Origin of the sequence: Pseudoalteromonas sp. Z9A6, assembly GCF_011378805.1 — a bacterium.
Lineage (GTDB): Bacteria > Pseudomonadota > Gammaproteobacteria > Enterobacterales > Alteromonadaceae > Pseudoalteromonas > Pseudoalteromonas distincta.
The window spans coordinates 60,702-78,099 of sequence record NZ_WTKZ01000009.1; the positions used below are offsets into that span (position 1 = coordinate 60,702).

General features: G+C 37.6%; 18 protein-coding genes. 5 read left to right on the plus strand and 13 right to left on the minus strand.

Features of this window, described 5'->3' with window-relative positions; all coding sequences use genetic code 11:
• Positions 1–66: 66 nt before the first annotated feature.
• The 3 genes from yjjG to GQR53_RS05685 all read right to left on the minus strand — a co-directional run bounded on the left by yjjG (position 67) and on the right by GQR53_RS05685 (position 2,263).
• On the minus strand, positions 67–741 hold the full coding sequence (yjjG, locus tag GQR53_RS05675; RefSeq protein ID WP_165743111.1) for a pyrimidine 5'-nucleotidase: 675 nt from the start codon (positions 739–741) through the stop codon (positions 67–69).
• Positions 742–754: 13 nt separating this feature from the next.
• Positions 755–1,300, minus strand: a complete 546-nt coding sequence (yjjX, locus tag GQR53_RS05680) for an inosine/xanthosine triphosphatase (protein WP_096040826.1) — start codon at positions 1,298–1,300, stop codon at positions 755–757.
• Between the two features lie 63 nt (positions 1,301–1,363).
• Positions 1,364–2,263: a phosphoribulokinase gene (locus GQR53_RS05685; RefSeq protein ID WP_002958002.1), complete on the minus strand. Its 900-nt coding sequence runs from the start codon at positions 2,261–2,263 to the stop codon at positions 1,364–1,366.
• Positions 2,264–2,420: 157 nt separating this feature from the next.
• Here GQR53_RS05685 and GQR53_RS05690 point away from each other — a divergent pair, with 157 nt between their 5' ends.
• Positions 2,421–3,296: a hypothetical protein gene (locus GQR53_RS05690; RefSeq protein WP_165743112.1), complete on the plus strand. Its 876-nt coding sequence runs from the start codon at positions 2,421–2,423 to the stop codon at positions 3,294–3,296.
• Between the two features lie 75 nt (positions 3,297–3,371).
• Positions 3,372–3,737, plus strand: coding sequence for a hypothetical protein (locus tag GQR53_RS05695; protein ID WP_007376965.1), 366 nt, complete (start codon positions 3,372–3,374; stop codon positions 3,735–3,737).
• Between the two features lie 77 nt (positions 3,738–3,814).
• On the opposite strand, the gene GQR53_RS05700 is transcribed toward GQR53_RS05695, so the two are convergent.
• From GQR53_RS05700 to GQR53_RS05725, 6 genes are all read right to left on the minus strand, one after another.
• Positions 3,815–6,388, minus strand: a complete 2,574-nt coding sequence (locus GQR53_RS05700) for a M1 family metallopeptidase (RefSeq protein ID WP_165743113.1) — start codon at positions 6,386–6,388, stop codon at positions 3,815–3,817.
• A 148-nt stretch (positions 6,389–6,536) separates the two neighbouring features.
• The gene (locus GQR53_RS05705) at positions 6,537–7,217 is read right to left on the minus strand and encodes a hypothetical protein (RefSeq protein WP_024605975.1); all 681 of its coding nucleotides are present in this window, start codon (positions 7,215–7,217) and stop codon (positions 6,537–6,539) included.
• Positions 7,218–7,316: 99 nt separating this feature from the next.
• Positions 7,317–7,667 carry a DUF2750 domain-containing protein gene (locus GQR53_RS05710; protein WP_002958007.1) on the minus strand — a complete coding sequence of 117 codons (351 nt, stop codon included), beginning with the start codon at positions 7,665–7,667 and terminating at the stop codon, positions 7,317–7,319.
• Positions 7,668–7,684: 17 nt separating this feature from the next.
• Positions 7,685–8,263: a glutathione S-transferase family protein gene (locus GQR53_RS05715; protein ID WP_165743114.1), complete on the minus strand. Its 579-nt coding sequence runs from the start codon at positions 8,261–8,263 to the stop codon at positions 7,685–7,687.
• Positions 8,264–8,327: 64 nt separating this feature from the next.
• A complete protein-coding gene (locus GQR53_RS05720; protein ID WP_165743115.1) occupies positions 8,328–8,609 on the minus strand; it encodes a peptidylprolyl isomerase in 282 nt (93 codons plus the stop codon).
• Between the two features lie 86 nt (positions 8,610–8,695).
• Entirely contained in the window at positions 8,696–9,271 is a 576-nt protein-coding gene (locus GQR53_RS05725) for a glutathione peroxidase (RefSeq protein WP_002958010.1), read from the minus strand.
• An 81-nt stretch (positions 9,272–9,352) separates the two neighbouring features.
• Between GQR53_RS05725 and GQR53_RS05730 the strand changes: the two genes are divergently transcribed.
• The 3 genes from GQR53_RS05730 to GQR53_RS05740 all read left to right on the plus strand — a co-directional run bounded on the left by GQR53_RS05730 (position 9,353) and on the right by GQR53_RS05740 (position 13,137).
• Complete coding sequence (locus GQR53_RS05730; RefSeq protein ID WP_165743116.1) at positions 9,353–9,841, plus strand: GNAT family N-acetyltransferase; 489 nt, start codon at positions 9,353–9,355, stop codon at positions 9,839–9,841.
• 119 nt (positions 9,842–9,960) lie between these two features.
• Positions 9,961–11,955: an ATP-binding protein gene (locus GQR53_RS05735; protein ID WP_165743117.1), complete on the plus strand. Its 1,995-nt coding sequence runs from the start codon at positions 9,961–9,963 to the stop codon at positions 11,953–11,955.
• A 54-nt stretch (positions 11,956–12,009) separates the two neighbouring features.
• Positions 12,010–13,137 carry a response regulator gene (locus tag GQR53_RS05740; protein ID WP_165743118.1) on the plus strand — a complete coding sequence of 376 codons (1,128 nt, stop codon included), beginning with the start codon at positions 12,010–12,012 and terminating at the stop codon, positions 13,135–13,137.
• Between the two features lie 34 nt (positions 13,138–13,171).
• On the opposite strand, the gene queG is transcribed toward GQR53_RS05740, so the two are convergent.
• From queG to GQR53_RS05760, 4 genes are all read right to left on the minus strand, one after another.
• A complete protein-coding gene (gene queG, locus GQR53_RS05745) occupies positions 13,172–14,305 on the minus strand; it encodes a tRNA epoxyqueuosine(34) reductase QueG (RefSeq protein ID WP_024594635.1) in 1,134 nt (377 codons plus the stop codon).
• A gap of 66 nt (positions 14,306–14,371) precedes the next feature.
• A complete protein-coding gene (locus GQR53_RS05750; RefSeq protein ID WP_165743119.1) occupies positions 14,372–15,592 on the minus strand; it encodes a methyl-accepting chemotaxis protein in 1,221 nt (406 codons plus the stop codon).
• Between the two features lie 45 nt (positions 15,593–15,637).
• Positions 15,638–16,342: a glycerophosphodiester phosphodiesterase family protein gene (locus GQR53_RS05755; protein ID WP_165743120.1), complete on the minus strand. Its 705-nt coding sequence runs from the start codon at positions 16,340–16,342 to the stop codon at positions 15,638–15,640.
• Positions 16,339–17,205, minus strand: coding sequence for a DMT family transporter (locus tag GQR53_RS05760; protein WP_165743121.1), 867 nt, complete (start codon positions 17,203–17,205; stop codon positions 16,339–16,341). Before GQR53_RS05760 ends, GQR53_RS05755 begins: the two co-directional genes overlap by 4 nt.
• Positions 17,206–17,398: the final 193 nt, after the last annotated feature.

Here is a 17,398-nt window from a genome sequence, read left to right on the forward strand (position 1 = left end):
AGCTCACAAACAGTTATAAAAAATGACGCTAATTAGCGTCATTTTTTTTGCGTAAAATTTACTCTATTATAACTCTAAAAGAGCTTGTAACTGATTTAAATGAGTTACTGTATAGGTTGGTTTTATTCCATCGGCTAATTGCTCACCAGGGTGTTGTAACCAGCAAGTATCAATACCTGCATTGTTGCCGCCAAGTATGTCACTTGCAGCAGTATCACCCACCATAAGTATCTCGCTTTTATCTGGGTTACCCATTAGCTCAAATGTGTGCTCAAAAATCGCTTTATTTGGTTTTGCTATACCCACAAGTTCAGATATTACTAACCATTCAAACATATCTTTTAAGCCAGTATGCTCAAGGCGTACGGTTTGTAAGCGGGCAAATCCGTTAGTAATAATACCTAATTGAGCATTTGGCTTAAGTTTATTTAAAAGCTCAATAGCACCAGGTAATGGCTCGCAAATTTGCGCCATAGCATCTAAAAAAGCATCGTTTAGCTCTTTTGCGGGCACATTGAGTTTTGAAGCCCATTCATTAAAGCGTGTTACTTGTAAGTAATCTGCGCTAATAGTGCCATTTTGATAATCAACCCACAGCTGCTTATTGGTTTTTTGATAATGAATATAGTCGTCTTGGCTAAAATCTACGTTGTAAGCTTTAAACATGCGAGTCATGCCCGCTAAAATATCAAACCTAAATAAGGTTTCGTCTGCATCAAACAATACATAGTTGTATTTCATTAAACTTCCTAAATTAATTTGTTTGGCTGTAGAGATCTACGTGTAGAAAGGGCGCCATAGCTAAAGTGAGTGCTTGTGTATAGGTGCTTTCGCGCGTGGCGTGATTGTTTGTAAGTAACCCAATAGCGCCCCCTTTTTGTTTAACGTTGGTGGTATTAAATGCTTTGTCCATTACATCGCCAAGCTCTTCGCCGTTAAGTAATGCGTTATAAAGCACTTGAGGCAAGGGGAGGTTGCTGCTGCGCCCTACAACCTGATTTAAGGCATTATCAATAACTACGTAAGCAAAGGTTGCTGCACCATAGCTAAATTGCTCTGCACCGCCTTCCATTGCCACGTAGTAGTGAGCTTGGTAATGCTCTTTGCAATAATTAACACGGTTTTGTGCGCCAACACGTGTTTCTTCTTCGCCAATAGGTTGATCTGGCACATTGGATAGGGCATCAACACCTTGGCAATCAATTTCATGTTCAGGGAAATACATTGCAAAAATATGTTTAGCCGCGTTAATTTTTACAGGGTTTTTAGAACCCACAATAATTTTTAATGAGTACAACACAATGTCCCTTATTGTTACTAAAATCAGCAGTGTACGTGAGAGAGCTCAATCTTAGAAGAGGAGTTAAATAGGTATATCCAAAGGTGCTAAGTTTTCCAGTGCACGCTTTTTCAAAATAATATCTTTAATAAGTGGAGTAAGAACCAGCTCCATAGCTAAGCCCATTTTGCCCCCTGGTACTACAAGCGTATTAATACGAGACATAAAACTGCCTTCGATCATCCGTAAATAATAAGGAAAATCAACATCATCAATCCCCCTAAAGCGAATAACTACAAAGCTTTCATCAAGAGATGGAATATCTTTGGCGCTAAATGGGTTTGATGTATCAACGGTCGGCACGCGTTGAAAATTAATATGGGTACGAGAAAACTGCGGGGTAATATGATTTATATAGTCATCCATACTGCGCACAATAGAGCCCATAACCGCTTCGCGAGAATGGCCTCGTTCGGATGTATCGCGTATTAATTTTTGAATCCATTCAAGGTTAATAATTGGAACCATGCCTATTAATAAATCGACATGCTTTGCAACGTCTACGTCTTGATCAACTACACCACCGTGTAACCCTTCATAAAACAAAATGTCAGTATTATGGTCAAGATCTTGCCAAGGTGTAAATGTACCTGGTAATTGATTATACGGAACGGCTTCATCAAAGGTATGTAAGTAGCGGCGTAACTTTCCTTGACCTGTTTCGCTATAGTTTTCAAACAACGTTTTTAAAGCGCCAAAGTCATTGGCCTCTCGGCCAAAGTAACTAATATGTTTACCTTCTTGTTGTGCTTCTCGAACTTTTTTATCCATTTCGGGGCGAGTGTAACGATGAAAGCTATCTCCTTCGACAAAAGCCGCTTGAATATTAAGGCTACGGAAAATATGTTTAATTGCATTCGTTGTGGTGGTTGTACCCGCACCAGATGAACCCGTAATCGCAATAATAGGATTTTTAGCTGACATGTTAATTCTCTTTTTTAGGACCAGGTTTTATAACCAGACTAAACTTAACATTATTTTAAGTCGTTTGGGTATCTTAAGAGTTGACTGACTTAGCTCAAGTGACGCCATCAGCAAATAACGTTATCATGAGGTGCTTAAAATTAAAACGAGAGAAAGCATGAAACTTATTAAACCATTACTTGGATTATTTTCTATAGCAGCGCTGAGACCAATAGTGGTGCAGGCTAGCATGCCAAAAAGCCAAGTATTACTTGCTGATTTAAATACACCTTTCGGGGTACAAGTTAGTATAGTGAGCGATAAAAATAGTTATAACAACCAACCGCACTTAACAAGTACAGGTTTATACTTTACTCATGAAGTAATTAATAAAGGGCAAAGCCAAACTGATATTGCTTATTATGATTTCACGTCAAAAAAAGTTACCAATATAACTAACTCTCCTGTAAGCGAATATTCGCCAACGGTTATGCCAAGTGGTGATGCGATATCAGCGATTGTTGTAGAAGCTGACGGTAAGCAAAAATTGTGGCATTACCCACTCAAAAATGAAGATGCGCCAAGTCGTATTTTTGATTGGATTGAACCTGTTGGATACCATGCATGGGGTGTCCAAAATGATTTAGTGATGTTTATTTTAGGAAAGCCTCACACTCTTCAATATACTTCTGTTGCACAAGCGAAGGGGGAAATAGCTGCCAGTAATATTGGCCGAACGCTTATTTATAACAACTCAATGGCTGCATTTTTATTTAGTTACACTAAAAACGAGCAACACATTTTAGCGAGTTTTAATCCACAAGATAAACAAGTTGAAGACCTATTAAGGTTACCGGCTCAAGTTCAAGATTTTATTTTAAAGGATAATGCGACCATTGCTTATGCTATTAAAAACCGCGTTTATCAGCGTAAACTTGATGGAAGTGATGAAGTATCGCAATGGCTTAATTTAAGCACCTACTGCGAAACAAATATAACAAGAATGAGTTACAACAATGAAAAACTCGCTTTTGTATGTGATATAACAAAGTAAAGCAGACAAATAAATTCAGATTTTATTGTGTGTATGCGTTAATCTAATACGCAAATTAACTAATAGGGATTACACGTGGCTTATAGTGCAGACGAGCTGACAGAACAGCTCATTAAATTACAGTGCAGAAGTAATTTTAAGATTAAAAATATTGCAGAGTACATGTTAGTAAACTCTAAAGAAGCATTTTATACCCACAGCGAAAGCGGCAAGGGTAAAATAGTAATTCGCCCTGCATTTGAAGTATTTAGCGATGATTTTAATGATATAGATGGCGTAACACGTGCGCAAGGGTACTTCCATAGCAGTGAGATGACACGCTTTCCTACGCGCATTTTTAAAAGCGCTCAACCTATTCACTACGGTGTTGCGTTTAAAATAAACTCTGAGCAAGCAGCCAAAGATTTTATAGCCAAGCTAACTATGATTATTGGCAACTAATTTTATATAAAAAGTAAAAAGCCGCTGAATTTATATTCAGCGGCTTTTGTATTTTTATAGCTCAATAAACCTAATAATTACTTACTTTTTAAAAAGCTATTAACCGATTCAAGTTCACGTGTTTTAAGCGCGATACAATCGTTTGTGCTTTCTTCAAGCTTACTTAATGTACGAGCGTAACCAGCTACATCAGCTACTTTTTCGTTAAAGAAGGTTTTTGTTGTCGCTAAGCTTTCTGCATCACAGCTTGCAGTTGTAAAGTACGGCAAGTTAGGAATAAAGAAAGGCGGTAAGCTTGCTGTTACTTTATCGTAGTTACTGTAAACCCAATCAATAAATAACGCTTGGCGCTCATCTGTGTAACTTTGACCTGACAAAATAGTACGCATGTCAGATGCCGTTACTTCATCCGTTAAGCTATAAGCTAATACCGCTTTTTGTAACTCAGGTTTACCAAAAAAGCCCATAGCTGCAAGCATGTTTGTGCGTACTTGCGGATCTTTAGTCGTTTTAAACGTTGTCATGAATTGATCAAGCAGCGCTTTGTCACCATGAAAAGCAGCAAGAGTTAAGTACGTACCCGCTAAGTATGGGTCTACTTTTTGTGGATCATTTAAATAAACCTGCGTTTGTTCTTTGGCTTTATTGATGACGTTTTGATCTTCACCATCAAAACCTAAGCGTGATACAACGGCTGCACGAAGTTGTGCAATAGCACCATCTTCACCCGCTTTTGCTTCTAAACCATATTTTTTAGCAGCAGGCGTTACTGCACCGCGAATAAATTCAGGCCATAGGTCTTTATTGCTATCGTCTTTAAAAGTGCGCTGTTGCGACACTAAGTAACCTAGTGCGGTATTTGCTACGCGAGGGTGGCTATCGCTTACGAACACTTCAAGTGTTTGCATTAACTTAGTAGCAGATATAACACCAGCATCAAGTAGCGCATCAGTAGCAGATAGTAACGCTAAGCGTTCACGGTCACTCAGTACGCTTGGCGCCTTTTTAACAAGTGCGCTAAATTGTGCATCATCCATTACCCAGCGGTAGTAGCCTAATGCACCTTGGTCAGGATAAATCCACTCTGGTTCAAAGTCTAAATCTAGTGTTTGGCTTTGTTTATTAAGTAATACGTTTGCTGTTTTTACTTTATCGCCAGCACCATATTTAATTGCAACAGGTACATTCCATAGCTGCTCTGGCGCATCAACGCCTGCGTTTACAAAGCGGCTTTGTGAAATAGTTACTTTGCTACCTTGTTGAGTTACTTTAACTAGTGGGAAAGAAGATTGCTCAATAAACGATTTTAAAACACTCGCTACGTCTTTATTTGATGCTTTACCAAGTGCTTCCCATAAGTCGGCCGCTTCTGCATTTTTATATGAAAACTCTTTTAAATAACTTTGAATACCTTTTTGAAATGCATCTTCGCCAATCCAGTTTTCAACCATAGCAAGTACTGAGCTGCCTTTACTGTAAGCAAGACCTAAACCGTCCATAATGTCGGCTTCGGTTTTAATTGGCTTACGAATAGGCTTGGTGCTTAGGCGTGCATCAAGTGCCATTACGTTGTTTTGTGGCAGGTCTAAGTGCGATTCAAACTCAGGGTTAAGCTGCTTAGTAATTTTTGCAGCCATCCAGCTAGCAAACGCTTCGTTTAACCATAAGTCGTTCCACCATTTCATGGTTACTAAATTACCGTACCATTGGTGAGCAAGTTCATGAGCAATAATTGATACATTACGCTGTTTTTTACTGCGTGTTGCTGCAGCTAAATCAACTAATAAAATATCTTCTCGGTAGGTTACTAAGCCTGAGTTTTCCATTGCGCCAAATGGAAACTCTGGTACCGCTACTGAGTCTAATTTTTTGTAAACGTAAGGAATACCAAAATACGCTTCAAGTGCGCCCAGTACTTTTGGCATGTTTTCTTTTGCGTATTGGGCTAAGTGAATTTTACCTTGAGGGGTAATTACACGACCAGGAATTGGCATGCCTTTAATATCTAATTCTTCAAATGGGCCAACAGCCATCGCGACTAAGTATGAAGGAATTGGCGGCGTTTTATCAAAAAAGTGTGTGGTCATATCGCCATCAACCGTTGTTTTTAGTTCTGGCGTATTTGAATATACTTTTTGTGATGTAGGTGCAGTAATCGTTAACTGAAATGGAATTTTGTAACTTGGCTCATCAAAAACAGGAAATGCACGGCGTGCATCACTCATTTCAAATTGAGTAAATAAATAAGGTGTGCCTTGGTCTAACGTTTTGTATAAACCAACGCTTTGACGATTATATGGCGCTGAAAAATCAACTTTAAGGGTGTATTTACCTGGTTGGATTTGCTCATCACAGCTAAATTTAACTTTACCTGTTTTAAGCATTTCGTTGTTTAAGTCACAGTTTTCGTCGCCAAGCAGTTGCGCCATTTTAACAGCGTAAGCTACGCCATTTAATTCAATGTATTTTGTTGGTTTTAGTACTTCTAGGGAAATCTCAGTTATCCCTGTGAATGTATCTTGGCTCGGATCGAGTGTTAACGATACCTGTTGAGAACTTGGTTTTGCGAGTTTTTCAATAACGAATTCGTTAGCGTTTGCAGCACCCATTGCCAAAGCAACGCTCACTGTTAAGAGGCTTTTAAGAAACATAGTGATCCCTAGATTGTTGTTGTTAGAAACTACCCTAAATAGGCTTTTTTATGCTCATATTATTAGGGGGTTAGATATCCTAACAGTTTTTTTTAATAGAGTAATTGATTATAACGGTGACTTTAAGGGGAAATAGTAACAAAGTTTGTCAGTGGCTTTCGCGTGTTATAAAACGCTGCCAATGCAGGTGTGAGTTAATTATACGTATTTTTTGGATCACGTTATTTAATAAAAGCACGTCCTTAAATTCATTGTGTGGGTATTCGTTAAATCCCATGAGGTAATTAAAGGCGTCTTTAGAGTTGGCTTGCAGAGCATGGATACGCACTTGTTGCTCAAAGTTAAGACGAAGGCTGCTTATTGCTGTTTTCATACCGAGTTGATCAACGTTTGGTATATCACACTTTTGTAAATAGCCGGCTCGCTCACCTTCACCTGAAAACCAAATACGGACTTTTTCACTGTATCTGCCAGTTTTAGCGGGTAAGTCGAACATTAATCGTTGTTGATTTTGTGATTTCATGAATGCTAAGTATTCATTAAACCCGGCATCTATAAGTGCCTGATGCACTGGAACTAAGCGAGGTTTTATCTTACCGTGAGTATGAAAATTAAAACATAAGACATCTTTTTCAAGAGACAGATCATCAAGCGTTAGATAGCCAATTTCATCGCTATATGCACCACTGTAATATGCAATTAGAGGAAGCCAAAAATGCCAGTGTTTTGGTTGCTCACGTGCAACTTTAAAATCACCGTATATATATCCATTATAAAGAGTGTGCAGTTCCATGGCTGAAAAGGGCCGGCGACCAAGATGGGTTTTCAACGTAATACCTTGAAAATAATGATGTGTTTTATTTTATACCCAACTAGCAGTAGATGCTAGTCGGGTTTTATCCGCTCTTAATATAAAGCGTATAAAGTATTACTCACTTAATGCGCGAGCTAAACCAGTAGGTTCAATCTCTGTACATACTTGGTCATCATTCCAGTTAATGCCAACAAGTGCGTTATCTTCATTTAAATCTTCAACCCATGCATCTAAAAATTCATCAAGATTTATTTCTACAGGGCTGTAGTCTTTCCACTCTTCTTTACATTGCGCTTTAGCTGCTTCTTCACTTTCCCAAAGCAGTAGTACGTCAGTTTCGTCAAATTGGTTAGAATCGCACACTACAAAGCCATTATCTTCTGCACCAAGTGCCCAAATTACTTCGCTAACACGTACTTTTTCTACAAAGTTAACTAGTTGTGATTCAATTTCGATATCGCTCATGTGTTTACCTTTTTAAATTAGTGACGAGGATTAGTATCTATTGCTGCTTGACGCTTGCCATATTGCTTATGAAAAGCAACAAGCTCTGAATACTGACTAAAGTCAGTTAATTCACGAAAGCAAATCCAATCAAGCAGGCAGTATAAACTGATGTTGAGGTATTCACAGCTTTTAAATTCTTCATCGCTTAAATGGGTATTTAAAAAGCTTAATGTTTGTTCAATTCGTTCGTTTTGCAAATTAAAAAAGAGTTTATCGCTTTTGGTGTCAAATCCAGAGCGTTCACATAGCAGCATTTCTATTAGCGAATCGTTACAGGCATTTATAGTCGTAAGTAAGTGCTCTTGCGGCCACGTTAGTTTTGGTTGTCCTGTTTTTTCAAGTAAATAGCGCAATATAGAATTAGAGTCACTAAGTGTTAAGTCGCCATCTACCAGAATGGGAATCTTTCGAGCTGGATTTTTACTGGCCATAGTAGGGCGATCTTGCTCAGAAAATATATCAAGACTCACAAGCTCTAGTTTACAGTTGTTTTGTTGTGCCCAAATTCTAATTCGGCGCACGTAAGGTGAAGGTACAGAACCAATTAATTGCATAATTACTCCATAAAAAAGCCGCATAAGCGGCTTTTATAAAACGTTACTTACGATACAGTTAAATTTATTCTGAACGGCTAGTAACTTCAAGTAAATGATAACCAAATTGAGTTTGCACAGGGCCTTGTATTTGGTTAATTGGAGCTGAAAACACAACTTTATCAAACTCTGGAACCATCATACCAGGACCAAACTCACCAAGAGCACCGCCATCTTGACCTGATGGGCAGTTTGAATGCGCTTTGGCTAATTCAGCAAAGTCTTCGCCTTGCTCAATTTTTGTTTTTAAGTCTAAGCATTGTGCTTCACTGTCTACAAGTATATGTCGTGCGCTTGCTACTGTCATAAAATCTCCCGAGTATAGTGTGGTGTTTTTTTAACCGAATTAAAATATCATTCTAGTTAGTTTCAACTAATTGTACCAGTATAAACTTATTTATCAGAAAGCACAGTTTCAATTGCAGCAATCATTTGTTCTGAATCAGGTGCTGCTTTGCTGTTAAACCGCAAAACCGTCTCACGATCAGCAGACACTAAATACTTATAAAAGTTCCAATTTGGAGAGCTAGTTTGCTCATTCAAATATTTAAAAATTGGGTTCGCTTTACTACCACGCACTTCGCTTGTAGCAAACATAGGGAAGGTTACACCATAATTTACAAAGCATACTTTTGCAGTTTCTTTTTCACTATCCTCTTCTTGAAAAAAATCATCAGAAGGGAACCCTAATACGACTAAGCCTTGTTCTTTGTATCGTTGATATAGCGCTTCAAGGCCTTTAAATTGGGGTGTAAAACCACAGTTGCTTGCCGTGTTTACTATTAATAAAGGCTTATTTTTAAATTGGCATAAATTAATAGATTCTTTTGAGCGCAGCTTTCGAATATCGACATTGGTAAAATCTTGACAGTCTTGGGTAGAGGTTTGGTTTATAGTTGATGATGTTTCAGCGTGGAGTGGGGCATTAATAAATAAAGCCATTAATCCTATTATAATTTTTTTTAGCATTACATTACCTAAACTTTTCAATTGTTTGATTGGATAATCATACGCTAATATGAAACAAATTGATCAACCTTTGAATGACCTATGACAACCCGTTTAGCAACTATTGATGATCTTAGTGAAATTGTAGCCATTTATAACGAAACCATTGCAGGGCGAATGGTAACTGCAGATACGCAAGAAGTGAGCGTTGACGAAAAGCGTGACTGGTTTAATAGCCATAACGATAAAAGACCTATTTATGTTTACTGCGAAAATAACCAAGTACTTGCTTGGGTAAGTTATAAATCGTTTTATGGGCGTCCTGCTTACGATGGCACAGTAGAGATGAGCATTTACATTACCCGTAAAGCACAAGGTAAAGGGCTTGGTAAAAAGCTAATGATATTTGCTCAAACACAAGCTAAGCAATTAAATATTAAAGTATTGCTTGGTTTTATTTTTAGTCATAATTTACCCAGTGTTAAATTATTTAAGTATTTTGATTTTGAAATATGGGGCGAGTTACCAAGCGTTGCCATAATGGATGATAAGGCGTATAGCCTTACTATTTTTGGAAAACATCTGAAATAAATTATTTTTCATAATGTTGTAATATTTTTTTACAAAATAAGACGAAGGGTTTATGCCAATTAAATAAAAATAGACTACGCTGTTGGGATATTAAGTTTATTAATTTAAAGTGTGGCTTGATGATTCGAAAAATATTAATTATTGATAGTAGTAGTGTCATCGCGATGCGTGTGAAAGTGCTTTTAGAATTAATAGGGTGTGAGGTCGAATTAATTCATTTCAGCATGCTAGACATGTATACCAATATAGGCGATTACGACTTAGTTGTTGTTGCCCATGGTGTGCCTGTTGATTCTATAAAACCGCTTGTAAGCGAAGTAGCGCAAGAGCGCTTTATGCTGCTTGCGCCAAAAGCACAAAGCGGTGAACAACTAACTGCGTTTAGCGAGCTAAATCATATTGCGCCTGACGCAACCGTGGTCTACCCATTTTTTTCTAATAAAGAAATTACTTCTCTTTTAGAGAGCCTATTAGAATTAGGCTCTAACCATATTTTGCAATTACCTACTATTTTACTTGTCGATCATGTTCCTGAACGTCTCGAAAAAATGAAAAATAGCTTAATCGGTGCTCATATCGAGACTCATACTGCGACAACCTCCGCAGAAGCTTTAGAAATTAGTAAAGAAAAGCAAATAGATATACTGATAAGCGATTTTATTTTAGATGACGGAACAGGTTTAGGAATTTTTTCAAATTTAAAAGTAACCCAACCACATTGCCGTTGCTTATTATTTACCTCACGTCCCGATCAAGTTTCAATGATCGACGCAATTCGTCAAGGCGTAGAAGATGTACTTATTAAACCTTTAAACGATAGCTCACTATTACAATCAATACATAAATTATGGCAAACAGAGTTATTAAAACGTCATAACGCAGAGCTTGTAGAAAGGCTACAAGATACGGTTGATGCCCTAATTGAAAAAGACAGCCTACTTCAGGTTATTTATAAACATACGCCCGATGCAATTATGTTATTTGAAAAGTGCGGTAGAGTGATAGAAGCTAATGATGCTTGCTTGAGACTATTTAACTTACCGTTTAATGAACTCGAAGGTAAATCAGTATTTGATTTTTTAGATGATGATTCAATTTTAGGTATTAAAGATAAGATTTCGACATTAAATAGTAATCGACAATTTAGCTGCGATTTACGTTTATCTAAAACAGCAGGAGGTTATATACCCTTAGTTGGCTCTTTTAATGAGATAGATCACCATGGCGAAATAGCACTTGCGGTCATATTTAAAAATGTAACCCATCTTAAGCAAAAAGAGGATTTATTACTTGAAGCAAAAGATGTTCTTGAAGAGCAAGTAAGAGCACGTACTTCACAACTCGAGCATGCTAAAAATGTGGCTGAGGCTGCAAACTTAAGTAAATCAGAATTTTTAGCAAACATGTCGCATGAACTTCGAACACCTATGCACTCTATTTTAAGCTTTTCGCGTTTTGGTTTAACTAAATTAGAAGCTGGAGATTTTGCAAAAGAAAAACTCATTAAGTATTTATCGCGAATAGAGAGTAGTGGTGAGCGTTTACTGTCGTTACTAAATAATTTACTCGACCTATCTAAGCTAGATGTAAGTAAGTTTCCATTTAACCCTCGTCCCTATAATTTAGCTAATATTATTAAAACAAGTATTGATGATGTGTCTGGTACTGCAATGGAAAAAGAAATTGAGATTATATTTACCGCACAGCCATTACCTGTAATTGCACAATGTGATGAAGATCAAATAAACCAGTTACTTCGAAACGTACTAGGTAACGCACTTAAATTTAGCGAACCTAAAAGTAAAATACGGGTAAATTTAGAGTCAGATAATAAGCTTGCTACTATAGAAGTTACCGATAATGGGGTCGGTATACCAGAAGATGAGTTGGAGCATATTTTTACTAAGTTTGTGCAAAGCAGTAAAACAAATAGTGGTGCTGGTGGCACAGGGTTAGGCCTTGCATTGTGTAGAGAGTTTGTATCTTTACACCAAGGTGAAATCACTGCACGTAACAACGAAAATGGTGGTGCAACTATATCTATACAAGTGCCATTAGAAATAAACTTAGACGAGCATTTAGCTGAAGAACAGTTAATACAACACACTAATTAATTGTTTTTTGGCATACCAAGTAACTTTTTAAAGAGTTTGAATGGATGATAAATTATGGCCTTAACTAAAATACTTGCCGTTGATGACGAACCCTTTAACCTTGAAATTATTGAGGAAATTTTAGAGGAGCTTGATTTTGAATTACAAGTAGCAACAAGTGGTCCTGAGTGTTTAAACATGGTTGAAGGTTATATGCCTCAGGTTATATTACTCGACGTAAGCATGCCGCAAATGAACGGCTATGAAGTATGTAAAGCACTTAAAGCAAATCCAAATACAGCACACATTATTGTTATGTTTGTTTCTGCTCGCGGCACTGTTGAAGAACGCATGGAAGGCTATTCTGTTGGCGCAGAAGATTATATTGTAAAACCTTTTGGCCATGACGAACTTAAATCTAAGCTTAAAAATTTAAATCAAGTACTCGTTGAAAAGCAAAGCCTAGAAAAGCAAGTTGAAGATGCAACATCAACTGCATTTAATGCAATGGCCAATAGCAGTGAAATGGGGCAAATAGTTAACTACGTTGAAAACATAGGCTTTATTAACGATCCTCAAGAGCTAGGTAAAGCGCTTGTAGATTGTCTGCAGTCTTTTGATTTACAAAGCAATGTAGAATTTAGAGAAAATAATGAAATTAGCCTCTTTGCGCTAAACGGCGTGTGTTCACCTATTGTGGTGGAGCTATTTGAAATGCTGAAAAACAAAGGGCGCTTACATGAGTTTTCGCACCGAATTTTAGTTAACTATGAATTGATTAGCTTACTCATTTTAAATATGCCCGATCATGACCCTGATAAGCATGGTCGTATACGCGACCACGTATGTTTTATTGTCAGTGTTACCGAGCAGCAGCTACGCGCCATCATGACCAAGAAAATGCTTGAATCACAACGAGCGAAACTTAATGCCGTAGCAAGTACTGTTCATAGTAAGTTTCATAGCTTAATTAGCTTGTTGAATGAAAACCGTCAAAACAACGAAAAAGTGTTTAAACAGTTACAAGAAGAGCTCGAAGAACGTATCCCATCAATGGGACTGGATGAAGATCAGGAGGTGTTTATTTATAAAAAAGTAGATGAAACTATCCAAAACTCAGTAGCAAGAGAAGAGTCTGTTAAACAAGTCAAAGCAGCCTTTACAGAGATAGAACAAGATCTATCGTTACTTTTGAAAAACTAGTTACTTCGCAATATAAAGGTTTACTTAAGCGGTGCTATGCATCCCTTGGTAAGCCTTTTTCTACAATTCTAATTAACCTAGCTGTTTTACGAATTTGTAATCGTTGTTTATCGTTTTGCTGAGCAAGTGCCCATTCAATATGCTCTAAAACAAGTTCGCTGCATATTTGGCTTTTATCTTGTAGGGCATTAATAATAGCGGGGCTGAATTCTGCATTACCTAAACCAACTGCTAAATTACGTAACCAACGTTCGTGACCAATGCGACGAATAGGGCTGCCTTCGGTGTTTTTTAAAAATGTAGGCTCATCCCAAGCAAACAGCTCAAGTAAATCTTTATCTTTTAATTGAGTGCGAGGATGAAAGTCATTTTCGTCAGTTATTTGTCCATAACGATTCCAAGGACATACCAACTGGCAATCATCACAACCATAAACACGATTGCCTAATAAAGTTCGGTACTGCTCTGGTATTGGCCCTTGGTGTTCTATGGTTAAATACGATATACATTTACGTGCATCAACAACGTAGGGCTCTACAATTGCACCTGTTGGGCAAAGAGTAATACAAGCAACGCATTTACCGCAGCCTTCAAAGGTGTTTTCTGCATCAATTGGTAGAGGTAAATCAATAAATAGCTCGCCTAAAAAAAACCACGACCCAGCTTCTTGGTTAATTAATAACGAATGCTTACCACGCCACCCTAAACCGGCTTTTTCGGCAAGTTGACGCTCAAGTACAGGGGCTGAATCTACAAAGGGTCTAAAGCCATACTCGCCAATTTCTTGCTCTATTTTTTGGCCGAGTTTTTTTAAACGATTACGCATTAATTTATGGTAATCACGACCTAATGCATAGCGGCTTATATATGCTTTTTCTTTATTTTTTAAGGTTTTTGCAAAGCCAGCATCGGGAGGGAGATAATTCATTTTTACGGATATAACACGTTGTGTACCAGGCACTAATTCAGCAGGGCGGGCGCGTTTCATACCGTGGGCAGCCATATAATCCATCGAGCCGTGGTAGCCTGCATCAAGCCAACGTTGCAATTGGGCTTCGTGCTTTGATAAGTCAATATCAGTAATGCCCACTTCGCTAAAGCCAAGCTCTTGCCCCCAGGTTTTTATTTGCAGGGCTAATTTTTCATAGTCTGGGGTAGGGTTGCTCACACGCTTTACACACTTAAATTAATAGCTGCGTAATTTACCATATTTCTCTGAGCCCGAAAACGCTTCTTAGTGCACAAAGCGCTTTAACTGTTGTTGGGTTTGTAAGCTTAGCTGTTGAGATTCCTCGCTATCGGCTAATGCCGTATCTATTTGCAGTTTAGCTTGCTCACCTAAAGCTACGATTTGCTCTACCGATTGGTGAGTCGTACTTTGGGTGCCCTCAAGCAAATGTACAGCACTGGCTATTTGTTGCAGCTGCTGCTGGTTGTGCTCAAACTCACTAAGCATTTTAGTAAAGCCATCACAGGTTGCACTAATTGAGCTTTGTGCGTTATTAGAGTGAGTCATTAATTGCTCTGACTCTTTATTTGTCTCGTTTACCAAATCATTCATCTGACTTATAAAGTCGCTAATCTGCCTAGTTGCGCCACTTACCTTTATTGAAAGCGTGCGTACTTCGTCTGCAACTACGGCAAATCCTCTGCCAGCTTCACCCGCTCTAGCTGCTTCTATTGCGGCGTTGAGGGCTAACAAATTAGTTTGATCAGAAAACTCTTCAACCATTTTTAAAATACTACGAATGTTTTCACTGTTCTCTTTTAGTCCCGCAATTGTATTTGAAAAGCTACCTAGCATATTAGTAATAAGTTTTACCTGCTCTACTAAAGCAGCGAGTTCTGACGCAGATAGTTTTACAAAGTTAAGATGTTCATTATTAACGTTATGTACGCTATCTGTATTATTTACTATGTCTTGTAAGCTTTGGGTTATTTGCATACTGGCATTAATAATACTGTGGCTTAACTGTATTTGTTGCTCACTTGATTGCTCAGTATTTTTCATTGATTCAGTGACTTGTGTATTGCTGTGTGCACTAGCTTGAGCACTGTTATATGTTGTGCTGAGTAACTCACTTAAATGGGCAGTAAATATATTGTATTGTGAACTTAAATCTTTAAATTCGTCATACGAAAAGTGGGGAAGTTTTGCTGCTAAATTTGCATCTTGTTGGTTTATTTCTATCAAAGTATCGCGCATAGCAGTAACAGGGCGAACAATTAAAAAACGCATATAAAAAAGAGTAAAAATAAAACCAGATATGATCACAAGCGTAAGCAGCCAAAATAGCCCTGTACTTTGCTGTTGTTCGCTTAAACTCTGATGCAGCCAAAATAACGTAATTGCTTGAAACAATAATACAAAACTTAAATTACCGACTATTTTACGGGTTAACGTAAAAAAGAATGTTTGCTCTATATAGTTATAAATTTTCATAAAACCACTCATTATGCTCAAGCCCTACGATTGTTATTTAAGTGAGGGGAATGTAAGTTAGCCTTTTTGTAACGACAACAAGTAAGCTTTGGTTCGCGCTGGGTAATTTGTAAAAATTCCGTCTATGCCATACTCAAGCATTAGCGCTATATCTTCTTTCCTATCGACTGTATAAGCATAAATCTTTAGGCCTCTTTTTTTTGCATCCTCGGCAAAAGCCTTATTTATAAAGGTTTTATCTGCATGTACGCTATAAGCGTTTAAATCACTAGCAAACTTTGCATAGTTAATTGGAATAGAAGAAGTAAGGGCGCCTATTTTAAGCCATGGTAGCTTGTTTTTAAGCCACTGTAGTTGATGATGATCAAACGATGATACTAAAATATTGGCTTTCGATATTTTTTTAGTTTCAATGTTTTGTTCTAATTGAGCCACAAACCTTTCTAGTGAAAACGTATGTTTAAGCTCAATATTTAATAAAGATTTATTGTTATTCCAATCAAACAGCTGCTGAAGAGTAGGAATTTTTTCACCATTTCCAGCATCAAGCTTAGAGAGCTCATGAGCGGTAAAGTTACTCACCCTGCCTTTACCGCTGGTGGTTCTATCAAGCCATGAGTCGTGTATTACCATGTAATCATCTAATGAACTTTGAATATCTACTTCAATACCATCAACATCTACTTTTAACGCTTCTAAAATAGCGCTTTTGGTGTTTTCAGGAAAATCCCCACTGGCACCACGGTGTGCAAATACTTTCATTGTCGAGCCTTTTTAGTGATTGACCACGTTTCAAAACAAGCGGCACTAACTATGAGTGCTCCACCAACTAACGTCATAACAGTAGGACGTTCATGAATAATTACTATAGCCAGTATGGTGCCATAAAGTGGCTGCAAGCAAGAAATTAACCCAGCGGTTGCCGCTGATAAATGCTTTAAACTTGCGGCAAATAACGAGTGCGGTGTAGCTGTAAATATAACACCCGCTACAGCAATTAAAATCAGGTCGTGATTACTAACCTCATACACTGGCACTTCTATAAATGCACACAACATAATGCTTGCCACTAAGGTTTGATAAAACATCGTTTGCGGCCCGCCATATTGGCTAAAGTAGCGCTTATGAGTAATGTTTCTTATTGAAAAAAACAATGCCGATATCACACCTGTTATTACACCTAGGGTTACATCGTCGCCCAAGTTTGCACTTGGTACTAATAAGTAAATACCTAAAACAACCACCGCTGCACTTATTATATCTTTTGCTTTTGGCCTGCTTTTATTAAATAAGGGTTCTAAAAACACCGTCATTACGGGATAGCTAAAAAATGCCAGCATTCCAATAGTTATACCGGCCATTTGCATACCAGCAAAATAGGTAACCCAGTGAATACCCACCGCAACACCTAAAAATAATGAAATAAGATAGTCTTTAGGTTTGTTGAGTTTAATTTGTTTTTTTTGAAAATAAAGCATGGCTAAAATAGCCATTCCTGCAATTGCAGTTCTGTAAACGGTAATATCTAAAGCATTTAACCCAATAAGTTTGGCAAATAGAGCGGTCCCGCCAAAAAGTAATACCGCTATGTGTAAATAAATTAAACTTTGTTGCTGAGGCTGCATTTAGTTTCCTTGTTGTACTTTTTGAATATATTAACATTGCTTAAAAATTCTTAAGATGAATTTTTTCCACATGACAAAAGTCATTAAAGTTGATGACACTTCACACTCTTATTATTTTTGTACGCGGGCATAGTTACCTTACTCAACAGGAGGTAATTATGAATTCTTTAATTTTAATCAGCTTAACTATTAA

Bases quoted from the DNA above. Each gene is read 5' to 3' on its own strand.
- yjjG (WP_165743111.1), bottom strand. From the start codon at position 741: ATGAAATACAACTATGTATTGTTTGATGCAGACGAAACCTTATTTAGG.
- GQR53_RS05685 (WP_002958002.1), bottom strand. From the start codon at position 2,263: ATGTCAGCTAAAAATCCTATTATTGCGATTACGGGTTCATCTGGTGCG.
- GQR53_RS05690 (WP_165743112.1), top strand. From the start codon at position 2,421: ATGAAACTTATTAAACCATTACTTGGATTATTTTCTATAGCAGCGCTG.
- GQR53_RS05700 (WP_165743113.1), bottom strand. From the start codon at position 6,388: ATGTTTCTTAAAAGCCTCTTAACAGTGAGCGTTGCTTTGGCAATGGGT.
- GQR53_RS05710 (WP_002958007.1), bottom strand. From the start codon at position 7,667: ATGAGCGATATCGAAATTGAATCACAACTAGTTAACTTTGTAGAAAAA.
- GQR53_RS05715 (WP_165743114.1), bottom strand. From the start codon at position 8,263: ATGCAATTAATTGGTTCTGTACCTTCACCTTACGTGCGCCGAATTAGA.
- GQR53_RS05720 (WP_165743115.1), bottom strand. From the start codon at position 8,609: ATGACAGTAGCAAGCGCACGACATATACTTGTAGACAGTGAAGCACAA.
- GQR53_RS05725 (WP_002958010.1), bottom strand. From the start codon at position 9,271: ATGCTAAAAAAAATTATAATAGGATTAATGGCTTTATTTATTAATGCC.
- GQR53_RS05730 (WP_165743116.1), top strand. From the start codon at position 9,353: ATGACAACCCGTTTAGCAACTATTGATGATCTTAGTGAAATTGTAGCC.
- GQR53_RS05735 (WP_165743117.1), top strand. From the start codon at position 9,961: ATGATTCGAAAAATATTAATTATTGATAGTAGTAGTGTCATCGCGATG.
- GQR53_RS05740 (WP_165743118.1), top strand. From the start codon at position 12,010: ATGGCCTTAACTAAAATACTTGCCGTTGATGACGAACCCTTTAACCTT.
- GQR53_RS05750 (WP_165743119.1), bottom strand. From the start codon at position 15,592: ATGAGTGGTTTTATGAAAATTTATAACTATATAGAGCAAACATTCTTT.
- GQR53_RS05755 (WP_165743120.1), bottom strand. From the start codon at position 16,342: ATGAAAGTATTTGCACACCGTGGTGCCAGTGGGGATTTTCCTGAAAAC.
- GQR53_RS05760 (WP_165743121.1), bottom strand. From the start codon at position 17,205: ATGCAGCCTCAGCAACAAAGTTTAATTTATTTACACATAGCGGTATTA.